The sequence below is a fragment of the Paenibacillus turpanensis genome (assembly GCF_011421635.1).
Classification (GTDB): domain Bacteria; phylum Bacillota; class Bacilli; order Paenibacillales; family YIM-B00363; genus Paenibacillus_AK; species Paenibacillus_AK turpanensis.
In genome coordinates, this window is sequence record NZ_WTLI01000025.1 from 36,574 (window position 1) to 60,224 (window position 23,651).

18 protein-coding genes are annotated in these 23,651 nt (G+C 49.4%); 2 read left to right on the plus strand and 16 right to left on the minus strand.

The features are described from left to right. The 13 genes from GQS10_RS19775 to GQS10_RS19835 all read right to left on the minus strand — a co-directional run bounded on the left by GQS10_RS19775 (window position 1) and on the right by GQS10_RS19835 (window position 17,612). A complete protein-coding gene (locus tag GQS10_RS19775) occupies window positions 1–429 on the minus strand; it encodes a hypothetical protein (RefSeq protein WP_166245460.1) in 429 nt (142 codons plus the stop codon). 175 nt (window positions 430–604) lie between these two features. Beyond that, window positions 605–1,663 (minus strand): GGDEF domain-containing protein, encoded by a 1,059-nt coding sequence (locus tag GQS10_RS19780; RefSeq protein WP_166245462.1) that lies wholly within the window; start codon window positions 1,661–1,663, stop codon window positions 605–607. 154 nt (window positions 1,664–1,817) lie between these two features. Further along, the gene (locus GQS10_RS19785; RefSeq protein WP_243735289.1) at window positions 1,818–3,872 is read right to left on the minus strand and encodes an alpha-glucuronidase family glycosyl hydrolase; all 2,055 of its coding nucleotides are present in this window, start codon (window positions 3,870–3,872) and stop codon (window positions 1,818–1,820) included. Continuing rightward, window positions 3,862–5,019 carry a family 8 glycosyl hydrolase gene (locus tag GQS10_RS19790; RefSeq protein ID WP_166245520.1) on the minus strand — a complete coding sequence of 386 codons (1,158 nt, stop codon included), beginning with the start codon at window positions 5,017–5,019 and terminating at the stop codon, window positions 3,862–3,864. The genes GQS10_RS19785 and GQS10_RS19790 overlap by 11 nt, the downstream gene beginning before the upstream one ends. A gap of 92 nt (window positions 5,020–5,111) precedes the next feature. Next, window positions 5,112–6,074: a carbohydrate ABC transporter permease gene (locus tag GQS10_RS19795; protein ID WP_166245465.1), complete on the minus strand. Its 963-nt coding sequence runs from the start codon at window positions 6,072–6,074 to the stop codon at window positions 5,112–5,114. 15 nt (window positions 6,075–6,089) lie between these two features. After that, a complete protein-coding gene (locus tag GQS10_RS19800) occupies window positions 6,090–7,052 on the minus strand; it encodes an ABC transporter permease (RefSeq protein ID WP_341805105.1) in 963 nt (320 codons plus the stop codon). 98 nt (window positions 7,053–7,150) lie between these two features. Further along, on the minus strand, window positions 7,151–8,827 hold the full coding sequence (locus tag GQS10_RS19805) for an extracellular solute-binding protein (RefSeq protein ID WP_166245467.1): 1,677 nt from the start codon (window positions 8,825–8,827) through the stop codon (window positions 7,151–7,153). Between the two features lie 179 nt (window positions 8,828–9,006). Continuing rightward, the gene (locus GQS10_RS19810) at window positions 9,007–10,776 is read right to left on the minus strand and encodes a sensor histidine kinase (RefSeq protein WP_166245469.1); all 1,770 of its coding nucleotides are present in this window, start codon (window positions 10,774–10,776) and stop codon (window positions 9,007–9,009) included. Between the two features lie 17 nt (window positions 10,777–10,793). Further along, window positions 10,794–12,362 (minus strand): response regulator transcription factor, encoded by a 1,569-nt coding sequence (locus GQS10_RS19815; protein WP_166245471.1) that lies wholly within the window; start codon window positions 12,360–12,362, stop codon window positions 10,794–10,796. Between the two features lie 459 nt (window positions 12,363–12,821). Then, complete coding sequence (locus tag GQS10_RS19820; protein ID WP_341805106.1) at window positions 12,822–13,862, minus strand: FecCD family ABC transporter permease; 1,041 nt, start codon at window positions 13,860–13,862, stop codon at window positions 12,822–12,824. Beyond that, a complete protein-coding gene (locus GQS10_RS19825; RefSeq protein WP_166245473.1) occupies window positions 13,855–14,868 on the minus strand; it encodes a FecCD family ABC transporter permease in 1,014 nt (337 codons plus the stop codon). Before GQS10_RS19825 ends, GQS10_RS19820 begins: the two co-directional genes overlap by 8 nt. A gap of 33 nt (window positions 14,869–14,901) precedes the next feature. Next, complete coding sequence (locus tag GQS10_RS19830) at window positions 14,902–15,891, minus strand: ABC transporter substrate-binding protein (protein WP_243735291.1); 990 nt, start codon at window positions 15,889–15,891, stop codon at window positions 14,902–14,904. An 89-nt stretch (window positions 15,892–15,980) separates the two neighbouring features. Continuing rightward, window positions 15,981–17,612, minus strand: a complete 1,632-nt coding sequence (locus GQS10_RS19835; protein ID WP_166245475.1) for an AraC family transcriptional regulator — start codon at window positions 17,610–17,612, stop codon at window positions 15,981–15,983. Between the two features lie 160 nt (window positions 17,613–17,772). Between GQS10_RS19835 and GQS10_RS19840 the strand changes: the two genes are divergently transcribed. Then, entirely contained in the window at window positions 17,773–17,994 is a 222-nt protein-coding gene (locus GQS10_RS19840) for a hypothetical protein (RefSeq protein ID WP_166245477.1), read from the plus strand. Window positions 17,995–18,232: 238 nt separating this feature from the next. Beyond that, the gene (locus GQS10_RS19845; protein ID WP_166245479.1) at window positions 18,233–20,290 is read left to right on the plus strand and encodes a methyl-accepting chemotaxis protein; all 2,058 of its coding nucleotides are present in this window, start codon (window positions 18,233–18,235) and stop codon (window positions 20,288–20,290) included. A gap of 86 nt (window positions 20,291–20,376) precedes the next feature. On the opposite strand, the gene GQS10_RS19850 is transcribed toward GQS10_RS19845, so the two are convergent. From GQS10_RS19850 to GQS10_RS19860, 3 genes are all read right to left on the minus strand, one after another. Next, window positions 20,377–21,216, minus strand: coding sequence for a carbohydrate ABC transporter permease (locus GQS10_RS19850; RefSeq protein ID WP_166245481.1), 840 nt, complete (start codon window positions 21,214–21,216; stop codon window positions 20,377–20,379). Next, the gene (locus GQS10_RS19855) at window positions 21,213–22,103 is read right to left on the minus strand and encodes a carbohydrate ABC transporter permease (protein WP_166245483.1); all 891 of its coding nucleotides are present in this window, start codon (window positions 22,101–22,103) and stop codon (window positions 21,213–21,215) included. The genes GQS10_RS19850 and GQS10_RS19855 overlap by 4 nt, the downstream gene beginning before the upstream one ends. 105 nt (window positions 22,104–22,208) lie before the next feature. Further along, window positions 22,209–23,507: an ABC transporter substrate-binding protein gene (locus GQS10_RS19860; protein WP_207952359.1), complete on the minus strand. Its 1,299-nt coding sequence runs from the start codon at window positions 23,505–23,507 to the stop codon at window positions 22,209–22,211. Between the last annotated feature and the right edge of the window lie 144 nt (window positions 23,508–23,651).

Below are 23,651 nucleotides of genomic sequence, written 5' to 3' on the forward strand. Positions count from 1 at the left end.
TCATGCGTGGTCCTCCTTTCGGGATAAAAGAGGCAGCAATTTTTTTCGGTCAACCCATAGCAGCACAAGACACATTACCGTTAACAAGGTGCTTAAATCCTGTACGCCGATGTTGTAGAAGTAATTAACCATCATTACGTTAACAGCGATCGGAAGGTAACAAAGTGCCCCAAAGGTGGATGTGCGAGGGATCATAATAAGCAGCGCTGCAATGACCTCCCCCCAGCCGACAAACAATTCATAGGGGCGCGAGTATCCGAAAAAACTCCACACCGCAACAAAGCCCTCTCCTTTTAATTCCAATGCCCCTGGAGATGGCTCTCCGAATTGTCCAAACACGATTTTCACCCCACCGTAAATCAAAAAAACAACCCCTAGATAGAGGCGAAAGGTAGCGGGTATAGATTGGCGCAAAACACGATACAACATCAAAAATCCTCCTTACCATTATTAGCTATAAATGCCCATAATAAAAAGACAGATGAAACGCTAAAAATGTATCAGGATTTTTACAAAATTTTAATTATCCGCTCTGCTTACCATAAAAAAACGGCAACATGCACGAAAAAAGCTGCACGATGCCGCTAATAATTCAAAATGAAAATCAGCAAACTTGATTTCTACCCAGCCGCTTGGCACGATACAACGCATGATCCGCTAGTTCCCGCAGCGCATTTGCTTCTGTACACGGCGGAGTTGACGCAACTCCAATGGAAACGGTGAGGGAAAGCATTTGTCCGGAAGGAAGTAAAAACTTCTTATTTGCGATCTGCATCCTCCAGCGTTCCGCCACAACAACCGCCTGCTCGTACGTGGTATTCCAAACTAAAGCGGCAAATTCCTCACCGCCCATGCGAGAAACGAAATCTCCTGTTCGGGAGGATTCGGCTAAGAATAACCCTAACTGCTGCAAAACAGCATCCCCTGCAGGATGCCCGTACGTATCATTAATGCTTTTGAAATGATCGATATCGATCATAAAGAAGCTGATCGGAGTGCCGGTTCGGGCAGCTTTCTTAAAATAATCATGGAAGCTCGTATGAAAATGCCGCGTGTTGTTTAACCCGGTTAAGAAATCGAGCTTCAGCTGCTCTTTCATGATTTGGTAGTTACGATTTGATTCTGAAATATAGCTGGAAGCATAAAAGACGAGCACACTCCCAATCACTGTAACAACGCTGTAATTTAGAATGATTTCCCACAAATCGTTTCCATCAATAAACAGTCGTAATGGCACGACATTAAACAAAAATCCCACCGCATTCATGACAATCCATTTTTTTAGCGGCCCCCAGCCGGTTCGATAAATAAGAGCGAAAACCGCCAAACAGCTGAGAATGATCAAGACACCTACAAGCGAGGGAACCGTGATTGGAAATAAAAGCAGCCGGTTAATGATCAAGATCGCCCCCGCCACGGAAAGCGATAGCATTCCACCATGTAATACCGACAATATAAGAACCATATGCCGTAAATCAAGTCGAATCCCTTCTGTTAGGGCAATTCCAAATAACATCAGGATGGAGCCTAACAATCCCGCAATTGCGCCCAGAAGAAGCTTCATTTTCTTATTTTTAAACACCGGATTATTTTTAAATAATGCCCCGCCAAGAAACATAAACGAAAGCATAATACAAAGATGCACGAACAATTCTCTAACCATGTTTCTTCTCCTCAACAAAAGCGTCTACTTCTACCAAGATTGTAAACGATTCTACGTACTTATGGGGGCACCAATGGAGGGCGTATAATTTACTTGACACCTAGATTATGTAAAAAGGATACCTGAGACGAGTGCTCAAGTATCCTTACTATCTTCATGTATAAATGAGACGTCCAAGTGCATCGGAAACACCGGACTTTCGGTAAAAATACGTATTTATGACGTCTCGCCAGTGCTTCGCGTGCACCGCCTGTTCTGTCAGCCGTCCGAGCACCTGCTCGTAACGTGCCGAATCGATCTTTCCTTCTAGGCTCTGCCACTGCTCCTTCATCTTCTCCGCCCGCTCTGCCCCTTGAAATCTGGTATTGTATATATGCTCAATGACCGTTTCTCCCGAATGCAAACGATGAGAGTACGGCACATGATGAAAAAACAGCAGAAGCTCATCGGGACAGCGACGGATATCATTGTACATAGCGGCATTCGGCTCGGCGTACTGAGCGGTGTACCCGGTTCCGGTTTCGACGGTGCGGTCCACCCCAATGCCATCCCGATCGGCAAAATGATACGTCCCCCACCGCGAGTATTCATATCCGTCGACATCCGGTCCATAGTGATGATTCGGCGCTACCATCCAGCCGACGCCAAGAGGCGCCGTGTAGCTTTCATAAATCGGCCACGAGTTCATCAGCAGCTCGGACACCGTCGACACGACCGCCGGATCATGTCCGAATGTAAGCCGGATCCACTCCCCGGCGATGTCTTCGGCCGAGAGCTCCGGCTTCCAAATGAGCCGGCCGTATCCGTATAGATTCGCCTGCGCCAGCGTATGACCGGTCCAGTTTTCATCGTCCCCGATGTTGGAAACGGCCGCTATACCGCTGTATGGGCGTCCGAATAAGCTGCCGTCCACAATGCGTTTTACCGTGGAGCCCGGTCCGTTCACATGCGTGTCGAACTCCAATACCTGCTTCCACTGCGGCACCAAATAACAAAGATGCTTCTGCTGACCGGTATATTCCTGGGTGATTTGGAACTCCATGCTCTGATTGGTCAGCGGCATTGCGCCAAAAAGGGGTGAAACCGGCTCGCGAACCTGAAAGTCCATCGGACCGTTTTTGATCTGCAGGATCACGTTCGCATGAAACCGGCCGTCCAGCGGCTGAAAATGGTCGTAAGCCGCCTTGGCCCGATCCGTGGAGCGGTCGCGCCAATCCTGCATGCAGTTATAGACGAAGCAGCGCCATATCACGAGACCGCCGAAAGGCTCTAGCGCTTCGCCCAGCATGTTGGCTCCGTCGGCATGATCCCGCCCGTAGGTAAACGGGCCGGGACGGTGCTCGGAGTCGGCTTTAACGAGGAAGCCGAGAAAATCCGGAATATGCCGGTAAATTTCCGCCGCCGTTTTACGCCACCACTCCTTGACCTGGACATCCAGCGGGTCGGCCGTCGACAACCCGCCAACCTCGATAGGACTCGCAAAGTTTACGCTGAGTAGCAGGCGGATTCCGTATTCACGGAAAACATCCGCTATTCTTGCCACTGCCGGAAGTCCCTCGCTCGTTATAAACGACGTTTCCACCTGATGGACATTTACATTATTCACCGAGATTCCGTTGATTCCGACGGATGCGAGCAGTCGCGCGTAATCACGAACCCGGGCCAAATCGGCTTTAATTTCGTTGTTTTCGTAAAAAATCGAGCGCCCCGCATAACCGCGTTCAATCGTGCCGTCCGCATTGTCCCACTGGTTCATCAAACGCAGGCTGTTCGCCGGCTGCTCCAGCACCTGCAGCGCGGCGATATCACTGCCTGTCTGCAGCAGCCGCAGCAAGTGGAACACTCCATAAAGCACGCCGCGATCCGATCCGCCGATAATATACAGCTGCCTGCCGATCGTTTCCAAGAGGAAGCCTTCTCCAGCAAGCTGCAGAAGCTTTTCCGCAGCAATACCATACGCGTTCCAATCCGTATCGTTTTTCAGACCGAGGAATATGCATGGGCGATCTTGCTTTGCGAATGCGGTTCGATTGGGAGCTGTACCTAAAGCGGCCTTAGCGTATACGCAAAGCTCCTTGACGGCTGCGGCAACAACCTCCGACTCGTAAGACGCAGCAATGGAGCTGAAAAACTCCGCTTGCAGCGCGCGAATCGGCTCTTCTTCGATTCGGTCATATTGCAGCCAGGCCGCGTACTGCTTACACTTCATGCCCGGCTCCTCCATTTTCAAGCTGATCACAGCCACCCTTCGCCGGCATCCAGATCCGATAACGTCCGCTTAAGGCAAGCATAGCAAGCAGATATAAACAATTATCGTAATAGCGCCTTTCGCCGGTGCGAACCGGCGTGTTCCACAGCAGCGCGACGCATCTCCGCGCAGCCGGCCCATCCTCAGCGGCTAATGCCGCCATCGCGTTCGCCGCCAGCAAGCCGACCGGATGCAGCGCCGGCTCTTCAAACGGCTCGCCTTCAATCGTGTACCGCCGATAATCGCTCGGGTCCTTATCGGCGAAGAACGCTTGAATGCGCGACGCGATAGCACGCATACGCGAATCGCCCCCAAACCACGCTTCATCCAAGCCAAGATTTGCCGCAACTCGGTAGGAATCGCTAAAGAAATGGCCAAAGCCGCGTTCGTTATTCGGCGTTCCATCATAATAAGCATACTCGGGAGCGAGCCCGGTCGCCGGATGACAGCTGAGAACAAGATAATCGCGGCTCGCCATCGCAGCCTCCTTCCAGAAACGGCGATCCCCCGGCTCCGCCCACAACGCGAACAGCTCGTAAAAATGCGGCAGATGATACGAAGGGTCGGAAAAATCGCAATTGGGAACAAACTTAATCAGCTTCCGCTCCGGGTCCCACATCGGATAACCAACCCCGTCCTCACCCTTGTGGATGCAGGTGCGAAGCAGACTCCGAGCCTGAACCGCATAATCAAAGGGGGCCTCCCCATCTCCCCACCGATGCGAAGCAAAGAACAGTGCGAGTGCAAAATATTCCTCGCCATCCGGAGCGGGACCGCATGAATTCCGGCTTCCGTCCGGCTTGCAGGACCAAGCGAAGTATCCCGCGTTTTCACCTTCCGTCATGTACATGTACGTATGCGTCCACTTCCAGATCCGATCAAAAACATCCTTCCGATCCATCTGGACAGCCATCATCATCCCGTATGACATGCCTTCCGTCCGCACATCAAGATTCCCCGTATCCAGTAAATACCCCATATCTTCGCCAACTGGATAATAGATGCGCGTTTCTTCCTCCCCTTCAAACAGCTGCTGCCACGTATCCTCTACACGGGCGTCTATTTCTCGTTCATCATATCCATACTCCATGAATACATTCCGGTACATCCCAGTGTAAAATGCTCCCGCTCCCAATGTGATCTCTCCTTCTCTCGATCAATCATAGATTTTATTTTTCGCTGCATTGCACCCAACGTTCCTCACTCCTTCACGCCGCCAACCATCATTCCCTTAACAAAGTACTTTTGAAGGAACGGATACACCATAATAATCGGTACGGACGCAACAATCGTCATCGTCGCCCGCACCGCAACCGGGGTAACCGCATGGGCTAAGGAGTTTTCCGCATTGGCATAAGCGTCGATTGCCGACTTCGCTGACATCGAGGAATTGGAGTTTTGCAAAATCTTTTGCAGCTCATACTGCAGAGTGCTCAGGTTCGGATACGAGGAATTGTAAAGGAACACGTCAAACCACGAATTCCATTGGTACACAGCGGTAAACAAGGCAACCGTCGCCAGCACCGGCACGCAGAGCGGAAGGACGATTTTAACGAAGGTGGTGAATTCACCGGCTCCGTCGATCCGCGCCGACTCCAGAATACTCTCGGGAAGCCCGTCAATCGCCGAACGAATAATAATCAAATTAAAGACTCCAATCAGACCCGGAATAATATAAACCCAGAATGAACCGATCAGGCCAAGATCCCGGATCAGCAAGAAATTAGGAATCAATCCGCCGTCAAAATACATCGTAAGAATAAACGCAATCGTGACGAATTTGCGCAGCACAAATTCCGGCCGACTGATCGTGTAAGCGACCATTGCCGAGCAGAATACCGTAAGCACAGTACCAATTACCGTGCGTAGCACCGATATCATCGTCGATTGAATAACCGCCGCATCCTTGAACACATAAGAATAGTTATTCCAAGTGAACTCTCGCGGCCATAAATAAATGCCGCCGCGAATCGTATCGCTGGCTAGGTTTAAAGAAATGGCTAACGTATTTAAGAACGGATACAGCGTCACGAGCATGAGAAGTAAAAGCACAACTGTATTCGCCGTATCAAAAATGCGATCCTCAACCGAGCTGTACCGTTTGTACGCTTTCCGCTTCGCTGGTCTCTCCGCAGCGCTTCGCGGGGATGTTGCCGTTTCCATATGAGTCCCTCCTCCTTAAAACAATCTCGCTTCACCCATACGCTTGGCGAAGTGATTCGCCGCGAATAGAAGCACGAAGCTTACCACCGTCTTGAAAATACCCGCCGCTACCCCAAGCGAGAAATTGCCCTGTGCGATGCCATATTTAAGAACGAAGATATCAATGACTTCGGAATATTCAACATTCATGCCGTTTCCGAGCAAGTATTGCGGCTCGAAGCCCGCTTGCAGCAGATGCCCGATGTTCATGATTAAAAGAACGATGATGACCGGCTTAATGCCGGGCAGCGTCACATACCACATCCGTTGAAAGCGCCCCGCGCCATCGATCTCCGCCGCTTCATACTGTGCAGGATCGATCATCGTCATCGCCGCAAGATAAACGATCGTGTTCCAGCCGACATCCTTCCATACCGATGCCGCTCCGAAGATGCCCCAAAAATACTGGCCGATGCCGAGAAACAAAATTTCATTTCCCTTATCAATCCAGCCAAGCCATACCAGCATTTGATTAATAATTCCGTCGGGCGACAGCGTCTGTTGCACAATGCTTGCCGCTACGACCCATGAGAGAAAATGCGGCATGTAGCTGACCGTCTGCACAACCCGTTTAAAAACCACATGGCGCACCTCATTCAGCAGCAATGCTAGTGTAATCGCCGTGGTAAAGCCCAGTACGAGATTAATCGAGCTCATTGCAAGTGTATTTCTTAAAACAATCAGAAAATTATCGTCGGAAAATAAAAATTTAAAATGCTCGAACCCCACCCACTGCTGATTAAAAAAGCTCTTCGCCGGTTTATACTTTTGAAATGCAATGGACCAGCCCCAGAGCGGCAAATATTTAAACACGAACAGCCAAATTAGAAAAGGAACGGACATGAGCACGAGGGTCCGCTGCTTCAGCAGGGTATTGAAAAATCCCGCCGGCCGCTTCGGTAATCCTCGTTCCGTCGGTGTGATCGGTGTATTCTCCACTTGTATCTCTCCTTCCGGCTCCAAACAGATGCTTGTAAAGGAAAGGCCGGCCGCTCGCTCGTGATGAGCCTACAGGCCAGCCTCCTTTGACAGCCGCGTTATTTTTTTTGCTTCATGACACTTTGAATTTGTTCGGTCGTCCACTTTTCATACTGCGCGGTATCGAGCTTACCCATTTCCGCGGTGTACTCCGCCCATACCTTGTCAAAATCGCCCGGGCTGGAAAGAACGAGCTTCGGATAATACTTTTTCGTAATGTCATCCTTCTTCGTCTCCCAAATTTGCTGAGGGGAGCCCTGCTCCTTAGGGAAGGCCCAAGCGGGGAACCACGGACGAGGGTCCGGCTTCGAAAACAGCTCGGAATAGGTTTGAACACCGTACTTTTCCATAATCTTTTTGTCGCCTTCTGTCAAATCCATTTGGAACACTTCTGGCTGTATGCCAGGTTGAATGGCGTTTCCATCTGGCAGAGAGGAACCGTTGCCCCAGTTCGGCCAATTCCAGGAGTAATATTTAAACCCGAACGTTTCGTTAAAGGTTTCGTTGATCTTCTTCACTTGCTCTGCCGTGCGGTAGAAGCGTCCTTGTTCATTCACTTCGTACGTTTCACCCTTAATGCCCCAGCTGCGGAGAATTTGGTTCTCTGGCTTGAGCAAATTATCGAAATATTGAACGATACGCTCCGGATTTTCTGCGCTTACCGTAATGCCGATGCCGCGGTTAGTCACGAAGCCCGGCGGGTCAAGATACTGGTCCTTCTGTCCGTCGAAGGTGACCGGCAGCGGGAAGTAACGGAATTTATCCTTAGACGGATCTGCTTTAGCTGCGTCCTTCAGAACGTTCGTCGCGTTTTGCGTTTGCCACCCGTAATCGAAGTAACCCAGCACCTTGCCGGAGGTCAGCTTCGCAAGATATTGGTCAAAGTTGTCGACGAAGGACGACTTATCAAACAAGCCTTTGGCGTTAATTTCATTGAGCTTTTGCAGCCAGCGCTTGGTGGAATCGGCAGTTGCATACGTCTTCGCCTCGAAGGTTTTCATATCCACGATGACGTTGCCTTCATTGGGATAGCCTTCCAGATGCATGGGCGGATTGGCGAGAGCGAAAAATCTCCAATCATGCGTGAGAGCGATAAATCCGGTCAGATCCTCATCCTTATGCTTGTTCTTGTAATCCTCGATCAGCGTAAAATAGTCGTCCAGCTTCTTAATTTTTGGATATCCCGCTTCTTCAAGCACGCGCCGCTGCACCCAGAATGCGCCCTGGTTAATCGACGGATCCGGGATAAACTCCCCGACAACGTTAGAGAATGGCAGGAAATAAATGTTCCCGTCGGGCCACTTCATTTGATCCATGTAAGGACCGTACACCTTTTTGATATTCGGACCGTGTTTTTCAATTAATTCGTTCAGGGGAATAAAGGCGCCGGCATCAATAATCTTGTCTATGCCTTTATCGGGAATGAGAACGTCCGGATATTCATTGGAAGCAATCATCGTGCCGATTTTTGTTTCCAGATCTCCCACGAGATGTTCGATTTTAAAATTGACCCCGGTCTGCTCCTCCAATATTTTTCCAATGGTCGTTTCATTCGTATTGATGTCTTTCGCGGCGGCGGCGGCGTTGAAGTAGGTGTACGTTACCTTTTCCTTCGAATCGCTCTCCCCATTGTTCTGTTCGGTTGATCCCTTCGTTCCGTTGCTGCTGGAGCAGCCAATTGCTGTGATGAGCATGGCCGAAGCAAGTGATAAAGTCATCCATTTTTTCATTCTCATAGGCTTAAGTCCCCTTTCTTGCTATCAAATGGTACAGTTTTACTTGTAAGCACTTTCATTATAAGATGAAAGCGGTTGCGTGATTACCCGCCAAACTTTAGTTTTTACTTTCAAAAGAATAGCGCTTCATCGGCCTCCACATGATTCGTTGGATGAATACGCCGATCAGCGCCCGTTCATTACAAATACTTCCCTTTGTCAACAGCATCCGGAACGCGAATTTGTATTCTAGTCCCTTCTTCAGCTGCGCTTTCTATAGAAAAACTTGCTTCTTCATGAAAATACATTTTCAGTCGGAACACTACATTTTTTACGCCCACATGCTCGCCCATCTCTTCACGGTTAAGTTCCGCTTTTAACTGCGCAAGCTTTTCCGACTCCATGCCGATTCCGTTATCTTCTACGGTAAAGACAAGGAAGCCCTCGCAAAGCTCTGCCCGTACTTCAATATGACCGCCCTGCTTCAGAGGCTCGATGCCGTGGATGCTTGCATTTTCAACCAGCGGCTGCAGCATCATCTTCGGAATAAGCCTCTTGCTTACTCGTTCGTCGACCTGCAGGCTGTAGTTCAGCTTATCACCGAAGCGGTACTTTTGGATTTCCAGAAAGCTTAAGATCAGGTCCATCTCCTCCTGCACCGTGACCCAATCCTTGCCCCATTCGAGCGACTTGCGGAACATTTTCGCCAAATTGTGAATCATATGCGCCGTTTCCTCTTCCCCCTTAATAAGGCTGCGCATGCGAATCGTCGACAAGGAATTAAAAAGGAAGTGCGGGTTGATTTGGCTCTGCAGGGCATGCAGCTGCGATTGTCTCCGTTTTAGCTCAAGGTCCTTGTGCTGGATATCCGCAATATACACTTCATGAATGAGCCGCTTGATTTCCAATGTCATGCGGTTAAATTCCATCGTCAGCTGCCCGATTTCGTCGCGGTCCCCGGCATGCTCCACTGTTTCAAAAAAACCGTTCTTTACCCGTTTCATATGACGCAATATTCGAATCATTCGCGTGTGGAACGAGCGAGTAATCAGTAAAATAATGAGCGTCGGAATGACAACGTTCGGGATAGCTAAGTAAATGACAAATTCCCTCGTATTGCGCACCGCCTCCAGCAGCTCCCGCTCCGAAACGGCAAGCACAAGGCGCAAATGACTCATATACGGCTGCGAATAGGTTTCTTCGAATTGAATGACATCGCTTGGAAGCATCGCAGAGCCGAATACACTCCCCTCGCGGCTCCTTTCCACCTCCGTGTTGGTGGTGTACTGAATTTGCCCCTGCCCCTCCAGTAAATAAAAATCTCCATGCATAGCGGCTTCTTGAAATATTTGCTCTACCGCTTCGGAGTGCAGGTCAATCTTAACAATTTTTCGGACTTGGCTCTCCGAGGTGTAGTAATTCAGCTCCCGCACCACGGTGTATACGTTTTCATAACCGAGTACATCATACTGTCCGTACCGGTATACGAGTGGCGTATACGAGTTCGGCAGCTGTCTTAGCTTCTTGTACCAGTCGGAGCTTTCTACGATCGGAGTAAGCGGCAGCACGAATCCGCCGGGCAGTACCGTAGGATTGTCCGTATAAATCGTTATTTGCTTAATCGCTTGGTGGACGGGACTATATTTATTAAGCAGGAAAAAAATATCCGAGTGGTAGGCATCCACATATTCACTTGCGTCCTGATATTTCGTTTCCAGTGCGTCATGTAAGAAAAAATCCGTGTTTAGCACGGACGTAATTCCTACGGCTACGTCAATTTGCTGACGAAAAACGTGTTTTACTTTCTCAAGGGTCATCGAGATATCGTTCATTTTTTGCTTTTTCACATTGCTTGTTGTCACGTTGTAGAAAATTACGTTCGATAAAACGATCGGAATCAGAACGCATAAAAAGTATAAAATCAGCATCTTGTCCCGCAGCCTAACGTTGTTGAGGTTAAACTTGACCATCGTTTTCCCAGCTCCATTTAAGGTTTGGCATGTATTGCACTGCGGTATTCGCTTGGAGTTTTACCCTCCACCTTTTCAAATTGAGTGACAAAATAATCGGCGTTGGAGAAGCCCACCAGACCCGCAATTTCGTATATGCGCAGTTCAGATGTCCGCAGCAGCTTTTTCGCTTCCTGAACACGGAACTGAAGCAAAAATTCATTAAAGTACAAGCCGTACGACTTTCTAAACAGCTGTCCTAAATATACGGGGTTCATGTAAAATTTAGCGGCAATCGATTTTAGACTGATGTTTTCGCGATAATGCGCCTCGATATACTGTTTAATTTTTGCAATGCCGCCCTTGCTGTTTTTATGGCGTAAAGCGGCGATATAGGTTGTGCTTTCCGTAACGAATTGCGAGAAATGCATGCGCAGCTTTTCCAGTGTGACGACCTGCTTGGTCGCGTTCAGCATGCTTGGCAGGGAGAGGAGCTGCTTTTCATCCCCTTCCATCTGCTGGATGGTGCGAACGATACTTATAACACATCTTGTCAGCGAGGTCATTACCGCATCCGGTGCAAAGGCCTTTGTTTGGAACTCATGAAATATGGTTTCGATCATCCGCTCGATTTCCTCTGAAGCTGACTCCTCCATCGCCTCCAGCAGCTGTTGATAAAACCGGTTCTCAAGTTCAATGAACTGGACAGCGATGTCCTCGGTTTCCTCGTACAAAACCGCTGTCCTTCCTTTTAACGCGTACTTACATTGACGCGCTTCATTCGCCGTGCGGAAGGAATCCTTTACTTGCTCGAAGCTTGTGACGATGGAACCGCCGTAGACCATCGTGCGACCCGGCGCATATAGGGCAAGCTGTCTCTGCAGCGAACGAATAAATTGGCGCCAATCCGATTTATCGCCCTGCTTCGGCTTAGCGGCCAGAAAACCGTATACACCTCGCTGCTGCTCATGCATAAGCACAGTGGAATGGCCCGTATATTCGGCAATACGCCTTACCCAAGCCTGCTTCCATTCACGATAACGGCGAAGCATCGTTGCCTCCTCTTCATCCGCCTGCAGATCGTTGAGCTCAAGCACGATATAACGAAGCTCCTGACCCTCCGTAATGCCCATCGCAGCCGCAAGCTCTAATGAAAGTACACCATCGGCTTTTCCTGCGAGGAGCTCCTCCAATTTCGCTTCCTGTCCCCTGTGATCGAACAACGCAGATTGACGAAACTGATCCATAATCCGGTCTAGAGTTTCCGTCAATTCTCCTTTATCAATTGGCTTTAGAAGAAAATCACGTACGCCGAAGCGCATCGCCTGCTGCGCATACTTAAAATCATTGTAACCGCTAACAATAATAAACACGGGCTCGGACAATCCGCGTTCCTTCACCGTTTGTATCAGCTGTAGCCCATCCAGCAAGGGCATGCGGATATCGGTGACAACCAGCTCCGGACGCTCGCTTTCGATGAGCTCCAACGCCTCTTCACCGTTATCCGCTTCGAGAACCGTATCAAAACCGTATGCCTTCCAATCGATAAATTGTATTAAACCCTGCCGGGCAAACATTTCGTCATCAACGAGCAGTACCTTGCACAACGGCCACCCCTCCTGTCGCCTTAATGCCATCATTTCCACTCCCTCAAAATAACAGGGCTTCCAAATCATAATTCAAGATTCTTCTATTATAAGTGGTCTTTAACGGTCTGCCTATGTCTAATCCGGCTTCCTATTCTTACGTTTTTTCCATTTCTTTAAAGTATACAAGGATTGCAGACGCTTTTTTACCGAGGAAACTTTAGATTTTCCCCCAAAAAGCTTACATACGAACAAGAGGGGAAAGCATAGACGACCCCATGCTTCCCCCTCTTTAAGCCAGTTGAGTTCCTTGTTTTGGTTTTGGCCCACTATGAAGTTTACATAATTAGATTATGGTCAACCACAGCTTGCTTAGCCCTTGCCCATTTCGTACATGATAGGAATTCGTCCAAAATGCCAAAGTATAGATTCAAAATTCCGGCTTCACCCACATCAGCTTAATCGACTGACGAGTTATGCTTACGCATTGCGGTTCCGATACAACAAATAAATGAAGAACGGAGCCCCCACCCCTGCCGTAAACACACCAGCCGGCACATCCAGCGGTAAAAACGCCGTGCGGGCTAGCGTATCGGCTCCTACCATAATCAAAGCTCCGATTACCGCCGATGCGGAAATTACAGCTCCATAAGAATACCCCATCAGCTTTCTGGCCATATGCGGAGCCAAAAGACCGATAAAGCCAATCGCGCCGCCAATGGCGACAGCGGAGCCTGCTAAGCCCACGCTGATCACAATGAGGATGAATCGATCGCGCTGTACCGAGAAGCCAAGGCTCTTAGCAGTCTCATCTCCCAGCTGCTGCACATTTAAAAACCTTACATAAAGCAGCGCGCACGGAATTAATACGGCTGCCCAAGGAAGAAGCGTCGTGACTTGCGTCCACGTCGCCCCGTAAATGCTCCCGGTAAGCCAAACATACGCTTGGCTTGCGGTATAACTCGGACCGATGACAAGCATAAGCATCGTTGCAGAGCTTCCCGCCGCAGAGATGCCGATGCCGATCAGCACAAGGCGAATCGGTGTAATTCCTCGCTTCCAGGCCAAGGTATAAATCAGCAGTGAAATCAGGCCGGCTCCGGCAAAAGCTGCGGCGGGCAGCCAATGAATGCTCACCTTACCTGAGAAGTAAGTAATAAATACGACCGCCGCAAATGCCGCACCGGCGGTGATCCCCATCGTATCCGGCGAGCCCAAGGGATTACGGATGATGCCTTGAACAATTGCCCCCGCAGCGCCGAGAGCAGCGCCGACGAGTACGGCCGTCAGTGCACGCGGGAGCCGGAGCGTTTCAAGAATCATAGCGTGCTGGGCGCTGCCGTTGCCGCTTAAAGCCCGAATCGCATCCATTGGCGAAATGAACGAGCTTCCTGAGCAAATCCCCAGCAAAACAATTAAGCCAAGCAATGCCAGCAAACCGGCAAGCGCCAGCATCGATTTCTTCTTGACGTCAAGAGAAAGGCACCCTTTACGGAATCGGGCTTCGCTGATCCTACTCACTGCGAAACCCCCTCCGAGCGATATAAATAAAAAATGGGGTTCCAATAAACGCCGTCACGACCCCAACCGGCAGCTCCTGCGGAGGGATCGGAAAGCGAATGAGAATATCCGCCCACAACAATAGAATGGCTCCAAGCAGCGCACAGTATGGAATCGTCCAGCGGTAATCGACACCAACGAAATAGCGGGCGATATGCGGGATGACCAGCCCGATAAAGCCAATCGAGCCCGCGACGGCGACAGAGCTTCCGGCGAGCAGCACAACCGTCACGGCTAGTAAGCATTTGATCAGAACGGTACGTTGCCCCAGCCCTTTGGCGATATCATCGCCGGAAGCAAGAATCGTCACCTGCCGGGCCAAGGTGAAGGCCGCAATTCCGCCTACCGCCATATAGGGCAGGACGGGGTAAAGTATGTCCGTGGTTCTGCCGGACACCGATCCCGCCAGCCAAAACAGGACGTCCTGCAGCCCCGCTTCATTCAGCGCCAGCATTCCCTGACTAAAGGCGGAGAACAGCGCGGATACCGCAGCACCGGCAAGTACCGTTTTGAGTGGTGTCAGGCCTCCCCTGCCGATTGACCCAAGCACATAAACTGCCAGAGCGGCGAGAGCTGCGCCGCCGAACGCTACCCACATTAACTGTTGGAGTGCTGACAGTTTAAATAAAGTTATAGCAACGATCACGCAGAAGATAGCCCCTGCATTAATACCAAAAATGCTAGGTGATGCTAACGGATTGCGTGTCAGCACCTGCATTAAGGCCCCCGCAACGGCCAGATTGGAACCCACCACAGCGGCGATTAGCGCGCGTGGAACACGGGTCGTTTGAATAATGACATGTTCGTCCGATAAAGCATTGTAGTCCAGAAACGAATACACCGCATTCACAAAACGGATTTCCGTCACGCCAAAAACAATGCTGGACACAAAGGAGACGCATAACAATCCGATCCCGAGTACCAGCCCGGCAATTTTTCGTTTATTCGTATTCAGCAGCGGAATCATCGCTTCCCGTCCTTCGTGATGCTACCTCGTAAACTACTTAAGCTCAAATAATGTCGTGATATCATCAAGCATAATCATGGCGGCCTTCGGCCCGGATCCATTCGTCCAAGTGGCAGGATTAACCGGGAAAACCTTGTTGTTTTTCACCGCATCCAGATTGCTCCAAAGCGGATGGCTGGTCCATTCCTTGCGGGTTTCGACACGCCCGTCATCCCGATCCATGCTCGTCATATCAAAGATGAGATCTGCATTCATTTGCGGAATGCTTTCCTTCGTGGTTAGCTTTGCAAAATCGGATCCCCCTTCCTTCCCTGGAAAGCTGAAGCCGACTTCTTGCAACACCAGATTAGGGAACGTATTGTAGAAGAGCCTCGCATGATCTGCTCGAAAATCTACAATGGCCACCTTCGCTTTCGATTCAGCACCTAGCTTCTCTTTGATTCCTGCAACTTTCTTGTCCCATTCCGCTAAGAAATCCTTTTCTTCTTTTACCTTATTCAATGCTTCCGCGCTTAGGTGAAGGGTTGTTTTCCAGTGATAATGATCCTCTTCGATAACCGTAGGCGCGATTGCGGACAGCTGCTCGTATATTTTTTCATGCCGCGTTTTTGTACCGATAATTAAATCCGGCTTCAAAGCAATAATTTCTTCTAAATTCGGCTGAGTCTCCGATCCGACATTCGTTACTCCGTCCATTTTATCTCTTATGTAAAGGTACCATGGCTTCTCAATCCACGCTTCCACCGCACCGACAGGCTTCACGCCCAATTGCACCACCGCGTCCGTAGCCCCCTGATATAAGGTAACTACCTTTTGCGGAGTACCCTTTACCTCGGTTGTACCCATCGCATGCTTGATGACGCGAACCGCTTCGGTCGCTGCCTCTGCACTTTCCTTGGAACTGGACTGGCCTTCCTGTGCATTCGTTTGAACGTTTTGACCAGCTCCGCACCCGGATGCAAGCATGATTAACAGCAGCAGCGCTGTCAGCTGTAAACACCATTTACTTCGTACCAACATCATAATTCCCTCTCCCTTATCATTTCGTGTTGTTAATGAGAATCAGTCTCACTCAAATCATACGGAAAAAGATCCATGTTGGACATGGACAATTACGTCCATTGTTTGGACGATTCCGACAACAATAGCTCCTGCTCAAGCAAGTCCAATAATAATCCGTGCGAAAGAGGATTATAGCTTGTATACAAATGCTTCCCCTCCAGCAAATACGAAACATTCCCCTGCCGAACCGCCTTCAGCTCCCTCCATTCCGTACGCTTCCATAGCAGCTGAATTTCTCGGCGGACTGCCTCCTCCATTTGCGGAGTACCGTCATGCTTAAACGCAGTAATAACGATCCGGTCCGCTTCGTAAAATTTCAATAGTTCGATTGAAATCTCTTGGTAATGAACGATCTCCTGCACTCCCCGGGGCGCAATAAAGCTGAGATCATCGTAAAGAACCGTCCCGATATTCCGACGCCCATAGATGCACAGCTTCCCGTTCCCTACGCCGACAACGAGCAAGGTCTGCTGTCCAATTTTACGACGCAGCTGTTTGCTAAGGCGGTCCGCTTTCGAGTCGTACTGATCCAGCCATTGGTCTGCTTCTTGTTCTTTGCCGACAATCCTTGCAATCGTTTGAAAATGGTCCCGCCAGCTTTGGAAAAAAGGAAGTGCAACGGTGGGGGCGATTTGCTGCAGCAGCTTGTCTTTGCGTGAGCATTCCGCTTCACGCGAGCTGCACGTCACGATCAGCTCCGGTTTTACAGAATACAGTCTTTCTAAATCCGGCCCTGTAACCCCAACCGAAACCGTGTCGCGCATCCGTCCGCGAATCGGGAACGAATTATTCATGACCGCAGCGTACGGTGCCAGCTGAAGGGCCATAAAATGCCCCGTCGGCAAATGCTTGAGCGAGGCAATCCTTCCCGAGCTTCGCATATGCTTGATATACGCGGTAGGGCTGTAACCTGTAGCTTTAAACTTTCGGCTAAAATAAAACTCATCGGTAAAGCCGACATGCTGCGCAATGGATCGGAACGATTCATTCGACTGAAGCAGCAGCTGTTTCGCCTGATTCATTCTTACTTCATTTAAATACTCAATCGGACTCATACCGACTTTATTCTTAAATGAACGAGTATAATAGTCCGCGCTTACACCAGCGAGCTCCGCCAGCTGATCGCGGGAAATTCGCTTCATATAATTTTTGTTCATATAATCGATCGTACGGGAAATCGCATGATCCAACCCGTTTTCAAGCTTTTCATTGGATTGTTGTTGAAGAAGATCATAGATGAGCTCCTGAAATAACAGGTTTGCTTTCATGGCATCCAACGCGAAGCTGCTAACAAGCCGGCTTTCCAGCTGCTCCAATTGTTGCTGGAAGAGATGCTCCTGTGGATACAAAAGTTCAACGGGATCGGTCCATTCCGCCGGCGCATACTGCCGCGGAGCAACCTCTTCTAAAAGCTCAAATTGCAAAGCAAGCCAATCCTGCCCGATCTCATCCAGCAAATGAAGCTGTACGATTGCTTGAGGACCCAGCACAAACCATTTTTTCCGACTCAGCGCGTATCGTTTGCCGTCTATCATAATCCCCCCTTGTCCCTGCCGAAACCATAGAAGGGTATGCCATCCTAGGGTATGCCGGAACATAGAGGAACCGGAGCCTCGTTTCAACTCCTTTAAGCTATATAAATAAGAAGCATGATTCGCTGCACTACGCTCCAAATTGTTCATTTGTCAGCCCTACCACCTCAAAACAATGATTAAACCAACTATATCCTAGTTGATAATGATTATCAATATCTTCGATGGACTGCTGCATAAAAAGGGAAAAACTTGGGAACCTAAACATAGGTATCCTACATGTAGAAACACGAGAAAAGAGGTTGCGATAATGAATCCATTTGATGTATCCATGGTAAACCGGGTAGCGAAAGAAATCGAGGAATCCGGGCGCAGAATGCAGCAGATCGTTAATTCCCCCACGGAGCTGACGGCCGAGCTGAACAAGGTACAAAGCTCCCTCAACAGCCTCCAGTCGTTGACGCAAGCGGACCGCGCCGCTGGAGCCAATGCGAATACAGCCCAGTACACCCCGAATCAAAACCAAAGCTAATCTCGCTTCTACCCTGGACTGCCGAAAACGGCGGTCCATTTTTGTTTTCCATAACTTACATCGCTTACTTTTGAGCGCGTCAAAACGCTTTGATATACAATTTCGTCTCGATTAAAATGAAAACGTTATTAATTCGTCATTTTTCGACATGAGTTCGTTGGCTAGAGTCTATATTAGTGATCTTCCATCCATGCAAAAAGGAGTGCCAGCATTGAAAACCATCATTCATTTTCTACTAATGAAGAAAGTTCGGAGCACCAAACTTAAATCACTTGTGCTTATTCTTCCCGTTACGATTGCGATTCTGTTATGTATTGCTGCCCTTACGTTTACGAAATCAAAAGAGGTCATTCTGGATAAAACGGCGTACGGCATGCACCAGCAATTAAACGGGCTTACCAATCAAATTGAAAAAGATATCCAATCCCATCAAAAGGTAGCCGAAGCGCTGGCACAGGTCGTCAAAACAAATCTCGGCCGTTCCGATCTTGCCAGCTACCAGCTGCAAAATGAACATTTGCTCGACATTAACTCCAACACCTTTGGACTAGGCATCTTTTTTGAACCGAAGGTTCAGGACCCAGCGGCGACGTATTTCTCGACCTACACCTACCGCACCAACGGAAATCAAAAGACGTCGACACAAGATTACAATGATCCGAGTTACGATTACCATAAGCAGGATTGGTACACTATTGTCGGATCCAAAGGAGAGAAAGGAACACAATACACTCTCCCGTATTATGACGCGACAACAGGAATCACGATGCTCACCACGGCCGTCCCCATTCTAAATGACAATCAGAAGTTTGTCGGTGTGGCGACCGGCGATATTAATTTATCGACAATCCAGCAAATGATATCGGAAGCAAAATTCGGTCAATCCGGCTGGACCTTCCTGCTTGGCGCCGACGGGACTTATCTTGCAGGCGTAGAGCAAGAGAAAATCATGAAGCTGAAGATCACCGAGGATGAGAACTCTTCCTTTCAGGCTCTTGGCACAAAAATGCTTGAGTTAAAATCCGGTCAAGAGCTCTTTGAAGCAAACGGCAAGCAGCAGCATGTTTATTTTTCAGAGGTGCCTTCCACGGGTTGGCTGCTCGGGATCGTCATTCCCGACGAAGAATTGATGCAGCCGATTAACCGCCTCATGACTGCCATTAGTTTGTTTAGTGTGATCGGAATTCTTGTTCTTATCGCAGCGATCTTCCTTTACGCAAATTCGATAACGAGACAAATTAAGAAGCTGAACCGGCTTTCTACGGCGATGTCCCACGGGGACTTTACACAAACCGTTCATGCGGATACGGTCGATGAGCTCGGAGTGATGGCGTTGAACTTTAACGATACGACATCGAACGTACGCAATATGCTTCAAACCGTATCGCAGCATGCCGCTCATGTTTCTGCTACCTCGGAGCATTTGCAGGAAAGCGCGGGTGAATCGAGAATCGCGGCTCAATCCGTCAGCACCGTTATCCAGGAAATCGCTGCGGGATCGGAAGCCCAGCTCAAAAGCACAGAGGAAAGCGCGAGAGCACTGGAAGAAATGTCGGTAGGGATCCAGCGTATTGCAGAATCCTCCTCACTCGCAGCCATCGCAACGAATGAAGTTTCACGGCAAGCGTTAACCGGAAGCCAGCTGATGAACAGCGCAGAAGAACAGATGGACATTATTCGCAAATCCGTTATCCATGCTTCCGAAATGGTTCGTCAATTAGGTGAGCGTTCCATGGAAATCAATCAAATTGTTGAGGTTATTACCGACATCAGCTCACAGACCAATCTTCTCGCTTTGAACGCCTCGATTGAGGCCGCCCGTGCGGGCGAGGAAGGACGAGGCTTTGCCGTTGTAGCCGGTGAAGTGAAAAAATTGGCGCATCAAACGAGCCAGTCCGCAGGGAAAATCGCCGAGCTGATTCGGATTATCCAGAACGAAACGCTGGAGGCGATTCGTACCATTGAGTCCGGCTCGTCCGATGTCGCTCAAGGAACGACGATGGTAAATGACGCCGGTCAAGCCTTTCGGGACATTCAAGCCAAAATTGACCATATCGCGAGCCAAATGGAGGACATTTCGGCTTCATCCGAACAGGTATCCGCTGGCTCACAAGAGGTTAGCGCAGCCGTTAACGAGCTAACCAACATTGCAAAGCTTGCGGCTGACAATACCCAGAACGTAGCGGCGTCCGCCGAGGAGCAGGAAGCCTCGATGCAGGAAATATCGGAGTCGGCAAAGTCACTGCATCTCTTAATGAAGGAGCTTCAATGCCTCATCGAAAGATTTAAACACTAAAATAGTGCTTTCGCCACTAGGATTCCTTACTACAAAGAAACTCCCTTTACAGTTCATTAGACTGCAAGGGAGTTTCTTTGTGTGCTCTAACCTTTTACGGCACCGGCCATCATGCCGCGGATCATATACTTTTGCATAAACAGGAAGAACAGCATCGGCGGCAAGGTCGTAAGGACGACCGCCGTTAAGGCGTACTGCCATTCACTGCTGTACATCCCGAAAAACTTATAGGAAGCCAGCTGAAGCGTTGACGCGCTGCCATGAAGCATGATGAGCGGCAGCAGGAAATCGTTCCAAATCCACATCGCGTTGAGGATGACAACCGTGCTTGTTACCGGCTTCATGATCGGCAGCACGATTTTAAAAAACAGCGGCAATCCGGATAATCCGTCGATAGCCGCGCATTCCTCCAGCTCGATGGGGATCGACTTCACAAAGCCATGAAATAAGAAGATCGCCAGCGGACAGCCGAGCCCCCAATAAACGACGGACAATCCTGGTAAATGATTAATCAAATGCAGCTGCTTGGCCAGCTGCGTCAAGGTGATCATAAAGGACTGGAACGGCAGCATCATCGGCGCGATACAGAGGATAAAGAGAAAGCTGCTCCACTTGCTCTTCGTTCGGCAGAGCTTATAGCCGGCCATCGCCCCAAACAGCCAGATGCCGAGAACACTGAAAGCAGTCAGGAATAACGTATTCAGGAACAGCTCCGGGTACTCGATAAGCTCCCAAACCTGAATGTAATTATCAATTAACAGTGACTTCGGTAAATCCACAACATTCGTTAAAATATCCGCATACGACTTAAACGTGTTTATAAACACGAGAAAAAACGGATATAAAAACAAACATGCTGCTAAAATGACAAGCATTTCGACGACGAACAGCTTTGCCTGATTTCGGCCGCGAATGATTCGGATCATGCTTCCACTTCCCTGCTCTTAAAAAACTTCACCTGAACAACCGTAATCAGCAGCACGATCAATACGAAGATTAGCGATTTTGCGGTAGCGTATCCAAACCTGTTGTTGACGAACGCTTCCGTATAAATATCCATCGTAATGCTTCGGGTCGCATCGCCGGGACCGCCGTACGTAAGCGTGTAGATCACATCAAATATTTTCAAGGAGTTGGCGATGGACAAAAACACAGCCACCGTCAACGACGGCATCAGCAGCGGCAGCGTTACTCGGAAAAACTTTGCAAAGCCTCCCACTCCGTCTACATCCGCTGCCTCCAGCAAATCCTGCGGAATTGCCTGCAGCCCCGTAATGTAGATCATCATGAAAAAGCCGACCGACTGCCACACATTTACGAACAGCACCGAGACAAACGCTAAATCAACATCCCCGAGCCAGCTCCATTGAAACACGTGAAAACCGGTCCATTGGTGCAGCGACTCAAACACTTTGGAAAAAATAAACTTCCATACAAAGCCGATGATGACCAAGCTTACGATGTTCGGCAGGAAAAACACCGCCCGAAGCACGTTGGCGCTGCGCAGCGCTTTCGTCAGGGCGAGCGCCAGTAGGATGGCGAGAACATTCGTTAACACTACGTTCCACAAGCTGAACTTGAAAGTAAACAGCATGGATTGCAGTGCGGAGGAATCCTCCGTAAAAATTTCGACAAAATTGCGAAAGCCGACAAAGGCGACCTCTTTGCCGATCCCGTTCCAGCGTGTAAAAGAATAATACAGCGACATAACGAAAGGAATTAGCGCCGAAATGCAGATGAGAATAACCGCAGGCGCAACAAAGCACAAAAACTCGGCGCTTTTCTTCCATGAATTGCTGACGGCAGGTTTCATAGGCTCGCTCACTCCATATCTCATAACTCCGCGTCTATGCGTCTCTGCTCATCCGGCCGGCTGGAGCCCTAAACTCACCCTCCAGCCGGACAAGCAGGCGTTCCGCTATTGCTTTGCCTTTACGAGCTTAGTCCAGGTTTTATCCAGCTCATCCATCGTCTGCTCGCGGTTGATCGATCCGCTGAGATACTTTTGCAGGATTTGACCCGACTGCTGCTCATAACCGTCCGGCCAATAGCCCTTCACCCACGGATAGGTCACGCCTTTTTCAAGAAATTCGGAGGTATCCTTAGCCAGCTGCGCATCCGGGAACGGGGCTCCCTTAATCGTTGAAATTTGCTTTACTTCTGTCGGGACAAAGGCTTTCCCGTATTCCGAGGTCGTCAGCCACTCGAAAAACTTCAATACTTCCTTCAAGTTTTTCGAGTCCTTGTTGATTCGGTACGTGATGTTAGAGTCGACCATAATGCCTGCCTTCGAGCCGTCCTCACCGACCGGTCCCGGCAGAAAGCCGATGTCCAAATCCTTATTGATTTTGCGAATCGAATCTTCCGCCCATGTCCCCTGATGCATCATCGCCGCCTTACCCTGCGCAAACAGCGCGACCTGCGCGTTGAAATCCGTCTCCAGCGGCTTCGGATTGGAATATTTCATCGTAATATCGAGCAGGTCGAAGATATTCATCGCTTCCTTCATATCGCTTACCTTTTTCGTGCCTGCATTAATTTCGGCAAACAGCTTTTCGTAGTCCCCGCCGGTTGACGCCATTACCTGCGTAAACGTCTGCTCCAGCACCCACCATTCCTTGTATCCGTTGGAGAAAGGAATAATATTGTTCGCCTGAAGCTTTTTCGCAGCTTCCTCCAGCTCGGTGTACGTCTTCGGCAGCTCCGTAATGCCCGCATCGGCAAACAGCTTTTTGTTATACACGAAAGAATGCGCTTGCAAAATAAGCGGGTAACCGGTAATTTTGCCGTCTAATGTAACACCCGTTTTGGCCGAGTCCACAATATGCTTCATGAACTCTTCGTTCGTCAGATCGTATACATAATCTTTGTAAGTAATGTTGTCGTTATAAGCGCCCGACATGAATACGTCCGGCAGCTCCCCGGAATTGATTCGAGTTTTTAATAGGGTATTGTAGTCGTCCTGATGAATCGTAAATTCGATTTTCACATTCGGATTTTGCTTATGATACTCGTCCGCCATCCGGCGCAGCGGCTCCGCCATCTCCGGGGCGTATTGGAGCACCGAGATCGTAACCGGCTTTTCCGCCGAAGCCTCTTTTCCCGCACCCTCTGCCCCGCTATTCGTCTCTACACCCGTACTGCAGCCAGACAGCATAAGGCCGAGCGTCAGCATGACAGGCGCCGCCCATTGTAAGCCCCTCATTTTTCTGGTCAACTTACGCATCCTCCCTTTTTCGTTACGATTCTATGGTTCTGCGTTCATCTTACCCTCAGAAGCCCTCCTCGCTCTATGGAATTTCCTGATGCCTTCATAGGAAAAAGTTGATGGATCGCAAGTTCTTGCCGCGCACTCCCAACG

Bases quoted from the DNA above. Each gene is read 5' to 3' on its own strand.
- GQS10_RS19775 (WP_166245460.1), bottom strand. From the start codon at position 429: ATGTTGTATCGTGTTTTGCGCCAATCTATACCCGCTACCTTTCGCCTC.
- GQS10_RS19780 (WP_166245462.1), bottom strand. From the start codon at position 1,663: ATGGTTAGAGAATTGTTCGTGCATCTTTGTATTATGCTTTCGTTTATG.
- GQS10_RS19785 (WP_243735289.1), bottom strand. From the start codon at position 3,872: ATGAAGTGTAAGCAGTACGCGGCCTGGCTGCAATATGACCGAATCGAA.
- GQS10_RS19790 (WP_166245520.1), bottom strand. From the start codon at position 5,019: ATGTACCGGAATGTATTCATGGAGTATGGATATGATGAACGAGAAATA.
- GQS10_RS19795 (WP_166245465.1), bottom strand. From the start codon at position 6,074: ATGGAAACGGCAACATCCCCGCGAAGCGCTGCGGAGAGACCAGCGAAG.
- GQS10_RS19805 (WP_166245467.1), bottom strand. From the start codon at position 8,827: ATGAGAATGAAAAAATGGATGACTTTATCACTTGCTTCGGCCATGCTC.
- GQS10_RS19810 (WP_166245469.1), bottom strand. From the start codon at position 10,776: ATGGTCAAGTTTAACCTCAACAACGTTAGGCTGCGGGACAAGATGCTG.
- GQS10_RS19825 (WP_166245473.1), bottom strand. From the start codon at position 14,868: ATGATTCCGCTGCTGAATACGAATAAACGAAAAATTGCCGGGCTGGTA.
- GQS10_RS19830 (WP_243735291.1), bottom strand. From the start codon at position 15,891: ATGATGTTGGTACGAAGTAAATGGTGTTTACAGCTGACAGCGCTGCTG.
- GQS10_RS19835 (WP_166245475.1), bottom strand. From the start codon at position 17,612: ATGAACAATTTGGAGCGTAGTGCAGCGAATCATGCTTCTTATTTATAT.
- GQS10_RS19840 (WP_166245477.1), top strand. From the start codon at position 17,773: ATGAATCCATTTGATGTATCCATGGTAAACCGGGTAGCGAAAGAAATC.
- GQS10_RS19845 (WP_166245479.1), top strand. From the start codon at position 18,233: ATGAAGAAAGTTCGGAGCACCAAACTTAAATCACTTGTGCTTATTCTT.
- GQS10_RS19850 (WP_166245481.1), bottom strand. From the start codon at position 21,216: ATGATCCGAATCATTCGCGGCCGAAATCAGGCAAAGCTGTTCGTCGTC.
- GQS10_RS19855 (WP_166245483.1), bottom strand. From the start codon at position 22,103: ATGAAACCTGCCGTCAGCAATTCATGGAAGAAAAGCGCCGAGTTTTTG.